Source organism: Actinokineospora inagensis DSM 44258, from assembly GCF_000482865.1.
GTDB lineage: Bacteria > Actinomycetota > Actinomycetes > Mycobacteriales > Pseudonocardiaceae > Actinokineospora > Actinokineospora inagensis.
In genome coordinates this window covers 1-16,262 of record NZ_AXWW01000060.1, presented here as the reverse complement: position 1 = coordinate 16,262, position 16,262 = coordinate 1, and the positions used below count along the sequence as shown (strand labels likewise).

Annotated in this window: 18 protein-coding genes; 10 read left to right on the top strand and 8 right to left on the bottom strand. The window is 70.8% G+C overall.

What is annotated here, in order from left to right:
• Positions 1 to 4 precede the first annotated feature (4 nt).
• Positions 5 to 838 (top strand): PhzF family phenazine biosynthesis protein, encoded by an 834-nt coding sequence (locus H504_RS0121600; protein ID WP_026424473.1) that lies wholly within the window; start codon positions 5 to 7, stop codon positions 836 to 838.
• Positions 839 to 1,212: 374 nt separating this feature from the next.
• Here H504_RS0121600 and ybaK read toward each other — a convergent pair whose 3' ends face one another.
• Positions 1,213 to 1,689 (bottom strand): Cys-tRNA(Pro) deacylase, encoded by a 477-nt coding sequence (ybaK, locus tag H504_RS0121595; protein WP_026424472.1) that lies wholly within the window; start codon positions 1,687 to 1,689, stop codon positions 1,213 to 1,215.
• Positions 1,690 to 1,895: 206 nt separating this feature from the next.
• Here ybaK and H504_RS0121590 point away from each other — a divergent pair, with 206 nt between their 5' ends.
• Together H504_RS0121590 and rsrA are read left to right on the top strand one after the other, a co-directional pair.
• A complete protein-coding gene (locus H504_RS0121590) occupies positions 1,896 to 2,492 on the top strand; it encodes a sigma-70 family RNA polymerase sigma factor (protein ID WP_026424471.1) in 597 nt (198 codons plus the stop codon).
• The gene (gene rsrA, locus H504_RS36270; protein ID WP_051386106.1) at positions 2,489 to 2,830 is read left to right on the top strand and encodes a mycothiol system anti-sigma-R factor; all 342 of its coding nucleotides are present in this window, start codon (positions 2,489 to 2,491) and stop codon (positions 2,828 to 2,830) included. Before H504_RS0121590 ends, rsrA begins: the two co-directional genes overlap by 4 nt.
• An 849-nt stretch (positions 2,831 to 3,679) precedes the next feature.
• On the opposite strand, the gene H504_RS44100 is transcribed toward rsrA, so the two are convergent.
• On the bottom strand, positions 3,680 to 3,754 hold the full coding sequence (locus H504_RS44100) for a 50S ribosomal protein bL37 (protein ID WP_104061284.1): 75 nt from the start codon (positions 3,752 to 3,754) through the stop codon (positions 3,680 to 3,682).
• Between the two features lie 98 nt (positions 3,755 to 3,852).
• Here H504_RS44100 and H504_RS0121580 point away from each other — a divergent pair, with 98 nt between their 5' ends.
• The gene (locus H504_RS0121580; RefSeq protein ID WP_026424470.1) at positions 3,853 to 5,364 is read left to right on the top strand and encodes a sensor histidine kinase; all 1,512 of its coding nucleotides are present in this window, start codon (positions 3,853 to 3,855) and stop codon (positions 5,362 to 5,364) included.
• 296 nt (positions 5,365 to 5,660) lie between these two features.
• Here H504_RS0121580 and H504_RS0121575 read toward each other — a convergent pair whose 3' ends face one another.
• Together H504_RS0121575 and H504_RS0121570 are read right to left on the bottom strand one after the other, a co-directional pair.
• Positions 5,661 to 5,915, bottom strand: a complete 255-nt coding sequence (locus H504_RS0121575; protein ID WP_018682293.1) for a WhiB family transcriptional regulator — start codon at positions 5,913 to 5,915, stop codon at positions 5,661 to 5,663.
• Positions 5,916 to 6,191: 276 nt separating this feature from the next.
• Positions 6,192 to 7,121 (bottom strand): diacylglycerol/lipid kinase family protein, encoded by a 930-nt coding sequence (locus H504_RS0121570; protein WP_026424469.1) that lies wholly within the window; start codon positions 7,119 to 7,121, stop codon positions 6,192 to 6,194.
• Between the two features lie 216 nt (positions 7,122 to 7,337).
• On the opposite strand from H504_RS0121570, the gene H504_RS0121565 reads away from it, so the two are divergent.
• Positions 7,338 to 7,778: a hypothetical protein gene (locus H504_RS0121565; RefSeq protein WP_245614402.1), complete on the top strand. Its 441-nt coding sequence runs from the start codon at positions 7,338 to 7,340 to the stop codon at positions 7,776 to 7,778.
• Complete coding sequence (locus H504_RS0121560) at positions 7,775 to 8,257, top strand: GNAT family N-acetyltransferase (protein ID WP_026424467.1); 483 nt, start codon at positions 7,775 to 7,777, stop codon at positions 8,255 to 8,257. The genes H504_RS0121565 and H504_RS0121560 overlap by 4 nt, the downstream gene beginning before the upstream one ends.
• Here the strand turns inward: H504_RS0121560 and H504_RS0121555 are convergent.
• From H504_RS0121555 to sodN, 3 genes are all read right to left on the bottom strand, one after another.
• Positions 8,238 to 8,708 (bottom strand): GNAT family N-acetyltransferase, encoded by a 471-nt coding sequence (locus tag H504_RS0121555; protein WP_026424466.1) that lies wholly within the window; start codon positions 8,706 to 8,708, stop codon positions 8,238 to 8,240. The genes H504_RS0121560 and H504_RS0121555 overlap by 20 nt on opposite strands.
• On the bottom strand, positions 8,686 to 9,258 hold the full coding sequence (locus tag H504_RS36265) for a histidine phosphatase family protein (RefSeq protein WP_035305246.1): 573 nt from the start codon (positions 9,256 to 9,258) through the stop codon (positions 8,686 to 8,688). The genes H504_RS0121555 and H504_RS36265 overlap by 23 nt, the downstream gene beginning before the upstream one ends.
• Positions 9,259 to 9,403: 145 nt before the next feature.
• Complete coding sequence (sodN, locus tag H504_RS0121545; RefSeq protein WP_026424465.1) at positions 9,404 to 9,811, bottom strand: superoxide dismutase, Ni; 408 nt, start codon at positions 9,809 to 9,811, stop codon at positions 9,404 to 9,406.
• An 80-nt stretch (positions 9,812 to 9,891) separates the two neighbouring features.
• Between sodN and H504_RS0121540 the strand changes: the two genes are divergently transcribed.
• Complete coding sequence (locus H504_RS0121540) at positions 9,892 to 10,176, top strand: S26 family signal peptidase (protein ID WP_026424464.1); 285 nt, start codon at positions 9,892 to 9,894, stop codon at positions 10,174 to 10,176.
• Here the strand turns inward: H504_RS0121540 and H504_RS0121535 are convergent.
• Entirely contained in the window at positions 10,173 to 10,781 is a 609-nt protein-coding gene (locus tag H504_RS0121535) for a dTDP-4-dehydrorhamnose 3,5-epimerase family protein (RefSeq protein WP_026424463.1), read from the bottom strand. The two genes, H504_RS0121540 and H504_RS0121535, sit on opposite strands and share 4 nt — an antisense overlap.
• 466 nt (positions 10,782 to 11,247) lie before the next feature.
• Between H504_RS0121535 and H504_RS0121525 the strand changes: the two genes are divergently transcribed.
• The 3 genes from H504_RS0121525 (at position 11,248) to H504_RS0121515 (ending at position 15,831) form a co-directional block, all read left to right on the top strand.
• Positions 11,248 to 12,429, top strand: coding sequence for an NAD(P)-dependent malic enzyme (locus H504_RS0121525; RefSeq protein ID WP_026424462.1), 1,182 nt, complete (start codon positions 11,248 to 11,250; stop codon positions 12,427 to 12,429).
• A 63-nt stretch (positions 12,430 to 12,492) separates the two neighbouring features.
• Positions 12,493 to 15,054, top strand: coding sequence for a sensor domain-containing protein (locus tag H504_RS0121520; RefSeq protein ID WP_026424461.1), 2,562 nt, complete (start codon positions 12,493 to 12,495; stop codon positions 15,052 to 15,054).
• A gap of 396 nt (positions 15,055 to 15,450) precedes the next feature.
• Positions 15,451 to 15,831 carry a hypothetical protein gene (locus tag H504_RS0121515; protein ID WP_026424460.1) on the top strand — a complete coding sequence of 127 codons (381 nt, stop codon included), beginning with the start codon at positions 15,451 to 15,453 and terminating at the stop codon, positions 15,829 to 15,831.
• Positions 15,832 to 16,262 lie beyond the last annotated feature (431 nt).

Here is a 16,262-nt window from a genome sequence, read left to right as displayed (position 1 = left end):
CGGTGTGCAGATCATCCGCTACGCCGCTTTCACGACCGACCCCGCGGGCGGCAACCCGGCCGGGATCGTCCTCGACGCGACCGGGGTGACCGACGCCGACATGCAGGCCGCCGCGGCCGACGTCGGCTACTCGGAGTCCGCGTTCCTGATCCCCCGCGTCGACGGCGACCTGGACGTCCGGTACTTCAGCCCGCTGGCGGAAGTCCCGTTCTGCGGCCACGCCACCGTCGCCGCGTCCGTCGCGCACGCCGCCGCCCACGGGTCGGGGCCGCTGCGGTTGCACACCCGGGTGGGGCTGGTGCAGGTCAGCACCACCGAGACCGACTCCGGTTTCACCGCGACCCTGGTCAGCGTGCCACCGCGAACCGCGGACATCCCCGTCGACCTGCGGGACCGCCTACTAGCCACTCTGCGCTGGTCAGCCGACGACTTGGACGACGCGCTGCCGGTGCGAGCGGCGTACGCCGGGGCCTGGCACCCCGTGATCGCCGCGCGCTCCCGTGCCCGACTCGCCGCCCTGGACTACGACTACCCGGCCTTGGCGGCACTGATGGCCGAACAGGACTGGACCACCATCCAACTGGTACACCGCGAGTCCGATGTGGTGGTCCACTCGCGCAACCCGTTCCCCCCGGGCGGAGTGGTCGAGGACCCGGCCACCGGCGCCGCCGCGGCCGCGTTGGGCGGGTACCTGCGGGAACTGGGCCTGATCTCCTTGCCCGCCGCGCTGACCATCCACCAGGGCGACGACATGGGCCGCCCCGGCGTCATCACGGTCGCCATCCCGAGCGACCTCGGTTCCGGCATCCACGTCACCGGCACCGCCGTCCCGATCTAGCCTGCTCGACCCGGCAGGTCGCCCGAGTCTCGACCTGCCGGGGACAGGCCCATACCCGGTCGACGCTCCAGGTCGAGCCACCGGCCCCTCACTCCGCGGTCTCATCTGATTTGTCCACATCTCCTTGACTTGTCCACAGCCGACCCCGCGTCCCCCTTGACAACCCGCCGAGTTCGCTATCGTCATGGATGGGCGACCGGCCCCCGGGTGGGTGGGGTCTGGCTTGGCACTGGCGGGGGCGATCGGCAAGCGCTGGATCGGTGGAATGTCGGTGAAGTCGCTGGTGGTGAAGTCGCTGGTGGTGGGGGCGCTGGTGGCGGGGCGGTCCGGGGTCTGGCGGGGCAGGTGGGGTGGGGGCCTCGGCGGGAGTTGGGCTAGCGGGTGGCGATGTCGGCGATCTTGGCGTCGGTGAGGGTGGCGAGGTCGGTGCCGGTGAGTTCGATCTCCAGGCCGCGTCGGCCGCCGGAGCAGAACAGGGTGGGGAACGTGGTGGCGGAGGTGTCCAGCACGGTGCGCAAGCGTTTGCGTTGACCGAGTGGGGAGATGCCGCCCGCCACGTAACCGGTGGTGCGCTCGGCGACGGTGACGTCGGCCATCCGCGCCTTCTTCCCGCCGACGGCCGCCGCCAGGGCCTTGAGGTCGAGTTGGGTGTCGACGGGGACGATGCCGACGGTGAGGGTGCCGTCGACCTCGGCCAGCAGGGTCTTGAAGACCCGGGCGGGCTCGACGCCGAGGGCGGCGGCGGCCTCCAGGCCGTAGGACTCGCGCGGGTCGTGCTCGTACGAGTGGACCTGGTGCGTGATCTTGCGCTTCGCCAGCAGCGCGGTTGCCGGGGTTCCCTGACCTGCCACGACGCGCAGCCTAGGGGGTGGGGAATGCCGGGCGCGCGGTCGGTGTTGTGCCGGGTGTGCTGACAGAGCGTGTGTCGAGGCCCAGGCGGCAGGACCGGAGCCGCCCCGGGGATGGCCGCGTAAGCTCGGTGGTGCCGTACGCGCACCTGAACACGGGTGTGCGCGCACCCGAAAGGAGCCCGGTGCCCCGCACCGACGCCGAGTTCATGCCATCCACCGAGCCGGAGTCCGCCGCGATGCGCGCCGACCGGTTCGAGCGCGACGCCATGCCGCTGCTCGACCAGTTGTACTCCGCCGCGCTGCGGATGACCCGCAACCCCGCCGACGCCGAGGACCTGGTCCAGGAGACCTACCTCAAGGCGTTCGCCGCGTTCGCGTCGTTCTCGGCGGGGACGAACCTGAAGGCGTGGCTCTACCGGATCCTCACCAACACCTACATCAACGGGTACCGCAAGCGGCAGCGGCAGCCGGTGCAGGCGCCGACCGAAGAGATCACCGACTGGCAGTTGGCGAAGGCGGAGAACCACAGCCCCACCGGGTTGCGCTCGGCCGAGACCGAGGCGATGGACCTGCTGCCCGACGACGACGTGAAGCAGGCGCTGCAGCAGCTCCCCGAGGAGTTCCGGCTCGCGGTGTACCTGGCCGACGTCGAGGGTTTCGCCTACAAGGAGATCGCGGAGATCATGGGGACGCCGATCGGGACCGTGATGTCCCGGTTGCACCGGGGCAGGCGCCAATTGCGCGACCTGCTCGCCGATGTCGCCCGCGAGCGCGGGTTCGTCCGGGAGGTGAGCGGGGCGTGAGCTGCGGCAACCACCACGAGACCCACTGCGGGGACGTGCTCGCCGAGGTCTGGCAGTTCCTCGACAGCGAATGCGACTCGGTCCGCCGGGAAACCCTGCAGCGCCACCTCGACGAGTGCAGCCCCTGCCTGGAGCAGTACGGCCTGCAGGAGAACCTCAAGGTCCTGCTCGCCCGCAAGTGCGGCGGCGACCTGGCCACCGAGGAGTTCCGCGAACGGGTCCGCGCCTCCATCCGCCGCACCGTCATCGAACACGGCGGCGTCCAGGTCACCGAGGTCACCCAGATCACCGCCATCACCCGCGTCGCCGAACCCACGATCGGCCGCGGCGACGACTGAGCCCGGTCGCCCGACCCCGATCGCGCGAAGGCCCCGGTACCCGCCCAGGTGCCGGGGCCTTCGACGTTCCGGTACTTGGCCGCACCGGTGACCCGCCTTCGAGCCCGCCTCACGCTGGTCTGCTGCCCCGTCTCCGACCTCGGCTCTCACGCTGGTCCGTCTCCGACCTCGGTCCACGCTGGTCGCCGGGCGGCCTTCAGTTCGGCTCATGCTTGTCCTTGGCCCGCCTTCGAGTTCGGTTCACGCTGGTCCCTGGTCCCTGGTCCCTGGTCCCTGGTCCCTGGTCCCTGGTCCCTGGTCCCTGGTCCCTGGTCCCTGGTCCCTGGTCCCTGGTTCGGGTTCGTCTTCGGGTTCGGGTTCGGGTTCGGTTCATGCTGGTCGCCGGGCGGTCTCCAGGTTCGGTTCACGCTGGTCCTCGGGCGGTCTCCGAGTTCGGCTCACGGCGATCCCTGGGCCGTCTCCGAGTTCGGCTTACGCCGGCCGACCGGTTCCGTTCGCCGTCGTCGGATGTAGGCAGGCTTGAGTTGTCCACAACCTTCCCGGTTGCCCACAGCCAACAACACCAACCCCTGTCGATCTTGCCCAGCCGGTAGACTGGCACCGGGGCCGCCCCCCGGGAAGGGTGGGGGCCGCCCGGGGGTGGGTTTGTGCCGGCGGGTGGGAAACAAGCACCGGCGGCGGCCGGTGAGTGACGCATGTCGTGTGGATCGGCGGTCCGTCGCACAGGACCCGCAGGTCAAACGGTGGGTTGGAGGGTTACCCGACCCAATCGGGAAGACGGGGGCGGGGTGTGGAAAGGCCCCGGTCCCTGTCAGGGGTGCCGGGGCCTTCGACGCGTGTGCGGTCCGCTCAGGCGTTGGGGCGCTTGCCGTGGTTCGCGCCACCCCTCTTGCGGTCGCGACGCTTGCGGGCGCGCTTCGACATGGTGCCTCCTGGGTTGAGCGTGGGCTTGAGCGGCTGATTTTGCCACGTCCGGGTTCTCGGGGGCGGCGGTGGGGCGCGGGTCGAGTAGCGTGCGCCCGGTGTCGACGCTCTCCGATCTGCTGGCCGAGCACACGGGGTTGTCCGGTGGGGCGGTTGACCACCTGCAGACCGTGGTCGCGGAGTGGCAGTTGCTCTCCGACCTGTCCTTCGCCGACTTCCTGTTGTGGGTGCCGGAGACCGCGGCCGACGGGACGCCGTTGCCGTCGGGGGTGCAGCGGCGGTACATCTGCGTGGCGCAGGCGCGGCCGACGACGGGGCCGACGGCGCACCCGGAGGACGTGGTCGCCAGCCACACCACCGCGATGGACCACCCGCAGTTGCGGCGGGCCATCGCGGAGCGGCGGATCTGCCGTGAGGAGGACCCGCGCTGGTACCTGGGGGTGCCGGTGCGCCGCGAGGCGATCCCGGTGACGTTCGGTGGTGAGGTCGTCGCCGTGTTGTCGCGGGAGACGAACCTGGCGGTGCCGCGGGTGCCGAGCGCGTTGGAGATCGCCTACCTCGGTATCGCGGGTGACCTGTGCCAGATGGTCGCCGACGGCACGTTCCCCACCACCGAGCCGTCACCGGACGTGCACACCAGTCCGCGGGTCGGTGACGGTCTGCTGCGCCTGGACACCGCGGGCGCCGTGGTCTTCGCCAGCCCGAACGCGTTGTCGGCGTACCACCGGATGGGGCACGCGTCCGACCTGGTCGGAGTTCGGCTCGCCCCGTTGACCCGCACGCTGATCGGCGACCCGTTCGACGCGACCGAGGTGGCGCAGCGGATCGTGGCCGCGTTGGAGGGGCAGCCGGGGATGCGCACCGAGGCCGAGTCCCGGCGTGGCGCCGCCGTGCTGTTCCGCGCGTTGCCGCTGCGGCCGGGGGGCAAGGCGGCGGGGGCGCTGGTGCTGTGCCGGGACGTCACCGAGGTGCGCCGCCGGGACCGGGCGCTGCTGTCCAAGGACGCGACCATCCGGGAGATCCACCACCGGGTGAAGAACAACCTGCAGACGGTGGCCGCGCTGCTGCGCCTGCAGTCCCGGCGGACCAGCAGCCCGGAGGCCAAGGAGGCGCTGGCCGAGTCGGTGCGCCGGGTGTCCGCGATCGCCATGGTGCACGAGACGCTGTCCACGTCCGTAGACGAACGGGTGGACCTGGACGCCTTGGTGGACAAGGTGATCCCGGTGGTCGGGGACGTCGCGGTCGCGGAGAGCCACGTGCAGGTGCGCAAGGACGGCCAGTTCGGCGTGGTGGCGGCCGAGACGGCGACGCCGCTGGTGATGGTCCTGACCGAGCTCATCCAGAACGCCGTCGAGCACGCGTTCCCGCCGGGCAGCTCCGGCTCCGTGGTCGTCTCGGCCACCCGCTCGGCCCGCTGGCTCGACGTCCTGGTCGCCGACGACGGCCGCGGCCTGCCGCCCGGCTTCTCCCTGGAGCGCACCAACGGCCTCGGCCTGCAGATCGTGCGCACCCTCGTCGAGTCGGAGCTGCGCGGCACGCTGTCCCTGCGCCGCCGCGACGAGGCGGGCACCGAGGCGGTCCTGCGCGTCCCCCTCTCGCACCGCCGCTAGTCCCCAACCCACCACCGCGCTTTGACGAAATGTGCCAACCCGGACGCCCGGGGTGAATCCCCGGCAATTCCCCGGCCGACCAACTCATTCGGCGAAGCAATCACCCGCCGCCATACATCGAACACATATAGTCCGGCGTTATACATTCGACCGCTCACCGCTCGGAATTCACCGGTCGTCGCAGCGAAGGTTCGGAGGGCTTGCCGTCCGGCGGCATGGCGCGACCCCGGAAACAGAGAACGCCCCCTGTCCGCGGTCTACAGCGGACAGGGGGCGTTCCCCATCGTTCTAGGCAATCAGGCGTTGCTCCGGGCCCTGGTACGGGCGTTGCGGCGCTTCAGCGCGCGACGCTCGTCCTCACTCATACCGCCCCAAACGCCAGCGTCCTGGCCGCTCTCGAGCGCCCATGACAGGCAGTTGGCAGCGACGGGGCAGCGGTGGCAAACGGCCTTCGCCTCGGAGACCTGCAGGATCGCAGGACCGCTGGTTCCCACCGGGAAGAACAGCTCGGGGTCCTCGTCACGGCAGGCCGCGCGGTGGCGCCAGTCCATTTCTACTTGCTCCTCGCTCGGGCGCGTGTGTGGGCGCGCCTCTAGTCGTGATCCGGTCGTCGGGGTGCTTGTGAATGCTTTCACGAACGCGTGAGATGTCAAGGGTTCATCTCCGCCCGGTGAGTGAACTCACCCGAAAGTGACAGGTCAGCGGCCTGCGGGTGCGGAGAGCAACGATTTGATCACGACGTTCCCGGATCACTTCGTACTCCGGTGAACGGTGTCCACGCCCGATCGGGCGAGGTGATCACCGGTGCGTGCGTGCGGAATTGTGGTCTAGACCACTGCGACGGCCAGCGCCGACGGCACCGACACGAACTCCACCCTGGTGCGCTCGCCGATCAGGTCGCCGTCGCACTGCACCCGCACCGGCGTCGGCGCGCTCACCACCACCCTGGCCGCGTCGTCGCGCCGCACCAGGTGCTTGCCGCGCCGGATTCCCTTGGCGCTCAAGGCTTGTCGCAGGTGCCGCAGCACCACCGTCGCCCGCAGGGTGCGCAGCGCGAAGAAGCCGAGACCGGTCTCGAAGCCGCAGCCGGGGTTGAGGTGGATCGGCCGCGCGCCCATGTAGGTCCACGGATCGGTGTTGGACACGATCGCCAGCCGCAGTCCGGTGATCGGATCTTCCCCCGGCAGCTCCACCGTCAGATCCGGACGTTCGCGCCTCGGCCGGGCGTAGCGGGCGAGCGCGACCCGCGCGTACAGCGACGGCCCGGTGCGCTTGCCGCGTTTGCGGTCCACATCGGCCACCACGTCCGCGTCCCAGCCGACGCCCGCGTTGAAGGTGAACCACCGCCGCTCGCCGTCCGGGTCGACCAGCCCCAGCCCGACCCGGCGACTGCGGCCCTGCTCGATCGCCCGCAGCAGCACGTGCGTCGCCTCGACCGGATGTCTGGGCAGGCCGAGGGCGCGGGCGAACACGTTCGCCGACCCGCCGGGCACCACGCCCAGCATCGGCGTCGCGCCGGATGGCCCGCGCGCCAGCAGACCGTTGACGACCTCGTTGACCGTTCCGTCACCACCGTGCGCGACGACGAGGTCGACCCCGTCCTCGGCGGCCCTGGCGGCCGCGGCGAGGGCGTGGCCCCGGTAGTCGGTCTCGACGACCTCCAGCTTCACCTGGCTCGCCAGGGCGTGCGCCAGCACGTCCCGACCGGCCGGGGTGGTGGCGGTCGCTTGCGGGTTCACCACGAGGACAGCGCGCATCACCCGAGCGTAAGCGAGGTGCACGGGGGTTCCGGGTCGTGAGAGTCACCACATCCTGCCCGAGGACCGGCTCCTTTCGCCGCGTTTACCCCGGGTTCGGCAGGTGCACCCAGACGACCGTCTGTCCCGTCGATCCGCGAGGAGTTGACACCGCCGATCTTGCCCGGCCCGCTCGCGGCAGACGACCGGCCGTCCGGGTGGCATACCATCGGTTCCGTGCACGCAGGGTCATCGTGCGCGCCCACCGACCCCCGGAAGGCCACCGTGCGACTGTCCCCCGCCGCCCCGCGCACCGTCGTCGCCGCCGGGGCGCTGGTCTGCCTGCAGGGCCTCACCGCCGTGGTGTTCATGGTGTTGCTGCTGGTCCGGGGCTTGTCGGGGGCGTCGGAGCTGGGGGTGAACGTGTTCGGCGAGGCGGCGTACTTCGCGGTGCTCGCGGCCGGGGTCATCGGCTGCGGCGCGGGCCTCGTCCTCGGCAAGCGCGGCGCCCGCGGCCCGTCGATCGCGCTGCAACTGCTGCTGCTCGGCGTCGCCTGGTACGCGATTGGTCCATCCGGCCGCCCCGCATACGGAGTACCGGTGGCGGTGCTCTGCGTGGTGGTCCTGGTCCTGCTGTTCCACGCCACCACCAACCGCTGGGCGCAGGGCGAGGAATGATCACCCGCCTGGCCACCGCCGACGACTGGGACTCGATCTGGCCGCTGTGGCACCGCGTCGTGTCCACCGGCGCGACCTACATGTGGGACCCGGCGACGGATTACGACACCGCGCGCCGTGCCTGGATGCCCGAGTCCGGCGAGGTCTTCGTCGTGCTCGACGGTGCCGACGTGGTCGGCACCGCGCTGCTCAAGCCCAACCAGCCGGGGCTGGGCGACCACATCGCCAACGCGGGCTTCATGGTCGACCCCTCACGCGCGGGTCAGGGCATCGGACGCGGGCTGGCTGTCGCGGTACTCGACCACGCGCGAGCACGCGGTTACACGGGGATGCAGTTCAACGCCGTCGTGTCCACCAACACCGGGGCGGTGGCGCTGTGGAAGTCCCTCGGCTTCGAGGTGGTCGCCACCATCCCCGGCGCGTTCCGGCACGCGGAGTCGGGTCCCGTGCCGATCCACGTCATGTACCGAGAGCTGTGAGCGCGTCGTCGGTCAACCGGTACACGGTCCACTCGTCCAGCGGGACCGCGCCGAGGGACTTGTAGAACCCGATCGCGGGCTCGTTCCAGTCGAGCACCGACCACTCCAACCGGTGGTACCCGTTGCGCACGCACTCCCGCGCCAGCTCGGTCAGCAACGCCTTACCCAATCCCTGCCCACGCGCGGTCGGCCGCACGACCAAGTCCTCCAGGTAGATCCCGTGCGTCCCGCGCCACGTGGAGAAGTTCAAGAACCACAACGCACATCCGACTACTTGACCGTCCACTTCGGCCACATGTGCGAACAGCTTGGGGCTGTCGCCGAACAACGCCGCGAGTAGTTGCTCGGCGGTCAGGTGGCACTCGGGCAACGCCCGTTCGTAGTCGGCCAGCTCGTACACCAACCGGACAATGGCGTCCACATCGGACTCAGTGGCGCGACGGACGGACAACGGCTCCTCCTGTGTTCAACTCGGCCACCTGCGGCACCCCGCGCTCGTCGTCGAGCACGGTGACCCGGGCCGGATCTTGTCTGAAGTGGACACCGAACCGCGCGTCCTGCCCAATCCACACGGCGGTGAAGACCCGGCTGAAATGCCCGTGCCCGACCAAGACCACGTCCTCGTCCTTGACCTGGTCTTTGAGCTCCCGCGCCCGCTCGGTCACCTCGTCCGCCGTCTCACCGTTCGGACAGGGATGGGTCCACACGGTCCACCCCGGCACCCGCTCCCGAATCTCCGGCGTGGTTAGCCCCTCGTAATCCCCGTAATCCCACTCCGCGAGAGCCTCACTCACCTCGTCCACACGCAACCCCGCCAACTCCGCCGTCCGCCGAGCCCGCTGCCGAGGACTGGTGATCACCCTGAGCCCCGCAGGCAACAACACCCCAACCCGCTCCGCGGCCCGCTCCCCCTCAGCCGTCAACGGAACATCGGTGCGCCCGGTGTGCCTGCCGGACTCCGACCACTCAGTGGCCCCGTGGCGCAGCAGGTAAACAGTCATACCAACGATCTAAGCACCCACCGCCACCCTGCGCTCCCCACCTGTGGCCGGTGGTACAAACCCAAATAGACGACCCCAGGAACGCCGAACGGCGCCAACCGGCGGAATCGGAGTCCACCGGCGGGCGCCGCCAGAGCGCGGTGGCTCAGGCCTTCTTGGTTTCCCAGAAGATCGTGTCGATCTCGGCGATCAGGTCGAGGAGGGCCTGGCCGGTGGCCGGGTCCATCGAGCCCTTGGTGCCGGACGCGCCGGCGGCCTTGGTGGCGCGGTTGAACAGGTCGTGCAGGTGGGGGTACTTCTCGAAGTGCGGGGGCTTGAAGTAGTCGGTCCACAGGACCCACAGGTGGTGCTTGACCAGTTCGCTGCGCTGTTCGGCGATGAGGATGGCCCTGGTGCGGAACTCGGGGTCCTCGTTGTCCTGGTATTTCTGCTGGACTGCCTTGACCGACTCGGCCTCGATGCGGGCCTGGGCGGGGTCGTAAACGCCGCAGGGGAGGTCGCAGTGGGCGGTGGCCTCCAGGCGTGGGGCGAGCAAGCGCGACAGCAGTCGCATTGTTCCTCCATGGGCAGGATGCTCCGACGGGACCGACCCTACTCCCGGCATGATGGGGTGGCAGGCGGGAGGTGATCGGGGTGCGCAGGGTGCGGGTGCGGGGGCCGTCGATGGCGCCCACCCTGAAGGACGGCGACATCGTGGTCGTCTTCGGTCGGGCGCCGCGGCCGGGGGATGTCGTGTTGGTGACGTGGGGGCACCGGCCGGGGCAACTGTCGGTGAAGCGCGCGGTGCGGCCGGACGGCGGCGGGTGGCACGTGGAGGGGGACAACCGGTTCGGGTCGACGGACTCCCGGGAGTTGGGGCCCGCCAACGTCGAAGCGGTTGTCCGGTGGCGGTTGTGGCCGAACCCGCGGCGGCTCTAGGAGCTCTGCGCGCGCAACGCGGCGTAGCGGGCCTGGCAATCGGCGTAACTGGGCAGGATTCCGGCGGCCTCGGCCTCGGCGAGGGTGGGCGCGGCGGTGTCCTTGTCCGACATGAGGGGTGCCAGCTCAGACGCCCACGGCAGCGCCAGGTCGGGGTCGAGCGGGTTGATGCCGCGTTCGGCGGACGGGTTGTAGCCGGTGGAGCACAGGTACGAGATCACCGTGTCCTCCTCCAGCGCGACGAACCCGTGCCCGACGCCCTCGGGGACGTAGACGGCGCGGAAGTCGACCGGGTCGAGGCGCACCACGTCCCACTGGCCGAACGTCGGCGAGCCGACCCGGATGTCGACGACGTAGTCGAGCAGGGCACCCTGCGGGCAGTACACGTACTTGGCCTGACCGGGCGGCACGTCGGCGAAGTGCAGGCCGCGGATGGAGCCCTTGCGGGAGCGGCTGTGGTTGGTCTGCGCCACCGGCAGCGGGTGCCCGACGGCCTTGGTGAAGGCCTCGCCCTGGAACGGGGAGACGAACACGCCGCGGGCGTCGGGGAAGGTGCGTGGGGTGAACTCGACAGCGTCGGGGACGCGCAGTTCTCGTGCCTGCATGGCTAGCAGGGTAGGTGTCCGCGGTGCCGCCCCGGCGCGGCTACCCCGGTCAGGTCTGAGCCGTACTCACTTTGTTGGTTACGCAGCGAAAACGTTAGCCGGCGCTAGCACGGTCCTAGAAAACCGGACGGACGTCTTGGGAAACCGGCTCTGACCTGCGGAAAAAGACCGTCCACGATGTGATCCCCACCGCAGACAGCGCCCCCGATGGCCGGCACACTGTGCCCACCGAAGCGCCACACTGTCGTGCGCCCCACACCCTCGGGTCGCTCGGTCGTGGCCAGGCCAGACCGCGTGCCAGACCCCGTGTCCGACCCGTTCAGTCCGACTCAGTGTCCGACCCGCAGTCCGACCCGCTGTCGAACGTCCGCGGGCGCCCCCCACCCCGGTGGTCGGCGCGCGCCCGCGTGTCCCCGCTCCGCGCCTGCCCTGCGTCGAGCACTCGAGCGAGATCTCAGGAGGACGCATGACCGCCGTGAACGAGAGGACCACGTCTCCCGTCACCGACGAGGAGATCTTCGCCGCGCACGAGGGCGGCAAGCTCGGCATCGCGGTGACGAAACCGCTGGCGGACCCGCGGTCGCTCTCGATCGCCTACACCCCGGGCGTGGCGAAGGTGAGCCGCGCGATCGCCGAGGACTCCGCCCTGGCCGCCAAGTACACGTGGGCCTCGCGGCTGGTCGCGGTCGTGTCCGACGGCACCGCCGTGCTCGGCCTCGGCGACATCGGCGCCAGCGCGTCCCTGCCGGTCATGGAGGGCAAGGCCGCGCTGTTCAAGACCTTCGGCGGGCTGGACTCGATCCCGCTGGTGCTGGACACGACCGACGTGGACGAGATCGTGGAGACGCTGGTGCGGCTGCGCCCCAGCTTCGGCGCGGTCAACCTGGAGGACGTGTCGGCGCCGCGCTGCTTCGAACTGGAGCGGCGGCTGATCGAGGCGCTGGACTGCCCGGTGATGCACGACGACCAGCACGGTACGGCGATCGTGCTGCTGGCCGCGCTGCGCGGCGCGAACACCGTGCTGGCCAAGGACATCGCGAACCAGCGGGTGGTCATCGCGGGCGCGGGCGCGGCCGGGGTGGCCTGCGCGAAGATCCTGATCGCGGCGGGCGCGGGCGAGGTGACGCTGCTGGACTCGCGCGGCATCATCCACTCCGGTCGCGACCACCTGAACCCGGTCAAGGCGGAACTGGCCGAGGTCACCAACGCGTCCGGGTTGCGCGGCGGGCAGGCCGAGGCGCTGCGCGGGGCGGACGTGTTCGTCGGCCTGTCCGCGGGCACCGTCCCCGAGGAACTGGTGGCCACCATGGCCGACGAGTCCATCGTGTTCGCGCTGTCGAACCCGGACCCGGAGATCCACCCGGAGGTCGCCGCCCGGCACGCCGCGATCGTCGCCACCGGCCGCAGCGACTTCCCGAACCAGATCAACAACGTGCTGGCCTTCCCCGGCATCTTCCGCGGCGCGCTGGACGCGGGCGCGGTGCGGATCACCGAGGCGATGAAGTTGGCCGCCGCCGACGCCATCGCCGCGGTCGCCGCCGACGACCTCGGGCCGGACAAGATCGTGCCGAGCGCGCTGGACCCGAGGGTCGCCCCCGAGGTCGCGGCGGCTGTCGCACGGGCCGCGCGGGTGGACGGGGTAGCCTGAGAGCCGGCGGGATGCTCGGCAGCGGTGCCCCACCCGCCTACTCGAGGGTGGAGGGATCGCGCCGTGGCCGAGCATGTCGTGCGCGCCGGACTACCCCGGGTCGGGCTGCCGCCCGGCGGTTTCGACGTTGACGCCGGTCGGGTGCTCGCGCCCGACCCGGCGCCACCCGGCGGAGTCGTCGAGTCCACCGACGACCCGTCGGCGGAGCGCGCGCTGCTGCGGGAGGCGCAACTCATCGCCCGGATGGGCAGTTGGACCCTCGACGTGGCCACCGGCCAGGCGTACCTGTCGCAGGGGCTGCGCCGGTTGTGCGGGCTGCCGGGACACGCCACGCTGGCCGACCTGATCGCGCTGGTGCACCCGGACGACGGGCCGGTGCTCGACGACTTCCAGGCCGCGCTGCGGTCCCGGCGCACGTCGCAGCCGCTGGAGCTGGAAGTCCGCGACGACAGCGGGGAACGCGCGTACCTGGTGCGCGCCCGGCCGGAGTTCGAGTCGGACGGCCGGGTCGTGCGGGTGCACGGGACGGTGCAGGACTTCACCCGGTTCCGCGCGCTGGAACGGCAACTGAGCCAGGACGGCCGGTTGTTCCGCGAGGCGCAGCGGGTGGCGCGGCTGGGCACCTGGGAGTGGAACACGACGACCGGCGACTGCCTCTGGTCGTCCATGCTCTACGAGCTGTTCGGCATCGAGCCGGGTGTGCGGATCACCTACGGCGACTACCTGCACCTGGTCCACCCGGACGACCGCGGTTGGGTCGACCAGCGGTGGCAGGAGTTGGCGAGCACCCGGCGACCGGTCGAGTGCGAGCACCGGGTCATCCGGCCGGACGGCAAGCGCCGGGTGTTCCGGGTGCGCGGCGAGGCGGCGGGCGCGGACAACGACCACGGCGTGATGATCGGCACCGCGCAGGACGTCACCGAGCAGCGGTCCACCGAGACCCGGATGCAGCGCTCCAGCAAGCGGTTCACCGACCTGGTGGCGATCACCCCGGTCGGCATCGCGCTGTTCGACGACGCGGAACGGCTGGTCGACGCGAACGACGCGCTGTGCTCACTGCTCGGCCAGGACCTGGAGCGGTTGCGCGGGATGACGGCCGAGCAACTGACCCACCCGGACGACCGGGAGGCGCGCCGCGGCCGGGAAGCGCACTCCTTCCACAGCGGGCAGCGGGTCCTGGTGACCGCGACCGGGAAACCCGTGTACTGCGAGCTGAACGCGACCGTGTCGGTCGCCGACGACGGTCAGCGGTTCTGGCTGGTGGTGTTCGCCGACGTCACCGACCGCCGCCGGGCGGCTGAACGCCTGCGTTACCAGGCGACTCATGACGAGCTGACCGGGCTGCCCGGCCGTGCCGCGGTCAAGGAGTTGCTCGGCAAGCTGCTCGGCGGCCGCGACTACGAGCGGATCGCGCTGCTGTTCTGCGATGTGGACAACTTCAAGCGGGTCAACGACTCGCTGGGCCACGACGTCGGCGATGAGTTGATCACCGCGCTGGCCCGCCGGTTGGAGCGCGGCCTGCCGCCCAGTTGCACGGTGGCCCGGATGTCCGGCGACGAGTACGTGATCATCTGCTCCGATGTGGAAGAGGCGGGCGGCGTCGAGGCGCTGGCCAACCTGGCGGCCGGTCTGCTGCGCACCGCGGTCCCGGTTCGCGACCAGTTGTTGCGGGTGTCGGCGTGCATCGGCGCCGCCGTGCCGAGCGGCCCGGAGACCAGCGGTGCCGACCTGCTGCGCTACGCGGACGCGGCCATGTTCGCCGCGAAGGCCCGCGGCACCGGCCGGGTCTCCATCGCGTCGGACACGCTGATCGCGTCGGCCAACAGCCAGATGCTGCTGGAAGGCCAGTTGCGCGAGGCCATCACGCACGACCAGTTGGTGCTGCACTACCAGCCGGTGGTCGGCCCGGACGGCACGGTGCTCTCGGCCGAGGCGCTGGTGCGGTGGCCGCACCCGGAACGCGGCCTGCTCAACCCGGGCGACTTCCTCCCGGTGGCCGAACAGGGCGACCTGCTCGGCGAGCTGGACCGGTGGGTGCTGCGCGCGGCGTTCACCGAGGCGGCGGAGTGGCCGCAGTTGTGCGGGGGCGTCCTCGGCGGCGGGGTCGGCATCGCGGTCAACCTGTCCGGTCTGGTGCCGGGCGACCCGGAGTTCGTCGACGTCGTGTCGGCCACGGTCGCCGCCACCGGGATCGCGTGGGACCGGGTGGTGCTGGAACTGGTGGAGACCAGCCTGATCGACCTCCCGTCCCGCAGCCGCGAGGCGATGGCCGAGCTGGTGGAGCGCGGCGTCCGGTTCGCGGTGGACGACTTCGGCACCGGGTACTCGTCGCTGGCGCGGCTCAAGGAGCTGCCCGCGCAGATCATCAAGATCGACCGCCGGTTCGTCTCCGGGGTGGCCACCGACGCCTCGGACTTCGCCGTGGCCCGCGCCCTGGTCGACATGGCCCGCGCGATGGGCCGCAGTTGCGTCGCCGAGGGCGTGGAGAACGCCACCCAGTTCCACGTGCTACGCGGGGTGGGCGTGGACGCCTACCAGGGCTGGTTGCTGTCGAAACCGTTGCCGGCCAAGGAATTCCGCGAGATCCTGCGCCTCGGCCCGGTGCACATCCCACGCGGCGCCTGATTTTCGTTCGGGACAAGTCCGCCGACGCACCACTCGACGTTTTCCGGTGGTTCCGCGTTGCTCACTCTTTCGGGTGGTCATCTCGTGCGCGGTGTCCACGTTTTGTCGGGGTTTATCGCTCAAGAGTCCACCTTATCGGGTGAAGCTGCGGCCCTTTTCCCGAGGTTCCCGGCCGGTACGCTGAGCGCCAAGGGAAGCGCTCGGCGATTCTCCAACCGGTCCCGCAACCTGGCCCCCAGATTCGGTTCTGGTGCCCGCCGCAGCCCGTGCCGCGGTGTTGTTGTCCTCCCTGGTTGGTTTTGTCGCGCTGCCCGGCACAACAGTGGGCGCGATTAGTCGCGAGAGCGGGAGGGGCATTCCCGCTCGCCCCACGCCATTTCACGAAATGGAAACACAATGGAACAACAAGTGGTGATCCTGCAGGTGCACTGCGGATCGCAGACCACAACCGAGTCCGACGCCCGCGCGACCCGCACCACCCACGAGATAGTCGTGGTGCTCGCCACGCGGCCCTACCCCACCCCCACCGCCTCCCCGGACGCCACCCGTCGGGCCGCCGCCAAGGCCTGGTTGCGCCGGATGGCCTCGGCGACCCGACAGCCGTCGCCCACCAGGCACTTCGTCGGGACGATGCTGGTGATGTCCGGCCTGCTGGCGGGCATCCTGGTGCTGTACTGCGTGGTCGCCCCCGGTGTCCTCCCGGTGGTCGGCCCCCTCCTCGCGGCGGCGTTCGTCGGGGAGTTCGTCCAGCAGTTCCGGCAGCGGCGCCGGTCGTAGCGGGAGCGGGAGGCTGGTGGTCTTGACACCAGCCTCCCCTCCCTGTCCGAGACGGCGGCCTGCCTGCCCGACACCCCGCGCGGGCCCGCCGCCGATCCCGCAGCCGCACGACTGTGTGCATGTGCATCCGCGCGGCCACAGACGCCAACGAGCATGCCGCACCCCGGCTACGCCGCGCTACACCTTCGAGTGGACAACGGCAGCGCCCCTTGCCTCAGGCCGGTTCACCCGCAGCCCAACGACCGCTGGACATCGGCAGTGCGTCTTGTCTCGCGGTTGGTTCGCCGCAGCCGAACGACCACTGGACAACGGTGGCACGCCTTGTCTCAGAGGCTGGTCCACCCGCAACCGAACCACCGCTGGACATCGGCAGCACCCCTTGCCTCAGCGCAGGTTCACCCGCAGCGGAACGACCGCTGGACATCGGCAGC

Bases quoted from the DNA above. Each gene is read 5' to 3' on its own strand.
- sodN (WP_026424465.1), bottom strand. From the start codon at position 9,811: ATGCGACTGCTGTCGCGCTTGCTCGCCCCACGCCTGGAGGCCACCGCC.
- H504_RS0121590 (WP_026424471.1), top strand. From the start codon at position 1,896: ATGCCATCCACCGAGCCGGAGTCCGCCGCGATGCGCGCCGACCGGTTC.
- H504_RS0121570 (WP_026424469.1), bottom strand. From the start codon at position 7,121: ATGCGCGCTGTCCTCGTGGTGAACCCGCAAGCGACCGCCACCACCCCG.
- H504_RS0121515 (WP_026424460.1), top strand. From the start codon at position 15,451: ATGGAACAACAAGTGGTGATCCTGCAGGTGCACTGCGGATCGCAGACC.
- H504_RS0121535 (WP_026424463.1), bottom strand. From the start codon at position 10,781: ATGCAGGCACGAGAACTGCGCGTCCCCGACGCTGTCGAGTTCACCCCA.
- H504_RS0121525 (WP_026424462.1), top strand. From the start codon at position 11,248: ATGACCGCCGTGAACGAGAGGACCACGTCTCCCGTCACCGACGAGGAG.
- H504_RS0121560 (WP_026424467.1), top strand. From the start codon at position 7,775: ATGATCACCCGCCTGGCCACCGCCGACGACTGGGACTCGATCTGGCCG.
- H504_RS0121575 (WP_018682293.1), bottom strand. From the start codon at position 5,915: ATGGACTGGCGCCACCGCGCGGCCTGCCGTGACGAGGACCCCGAGCTG.
- H504_RS36265 (WP_035305246.1), bottom strand. From the start codon at position 9,258: ATGACTGTTTACCTGCTGCGCCACGGGGCCACTGAGTGGTCGGAGTCC.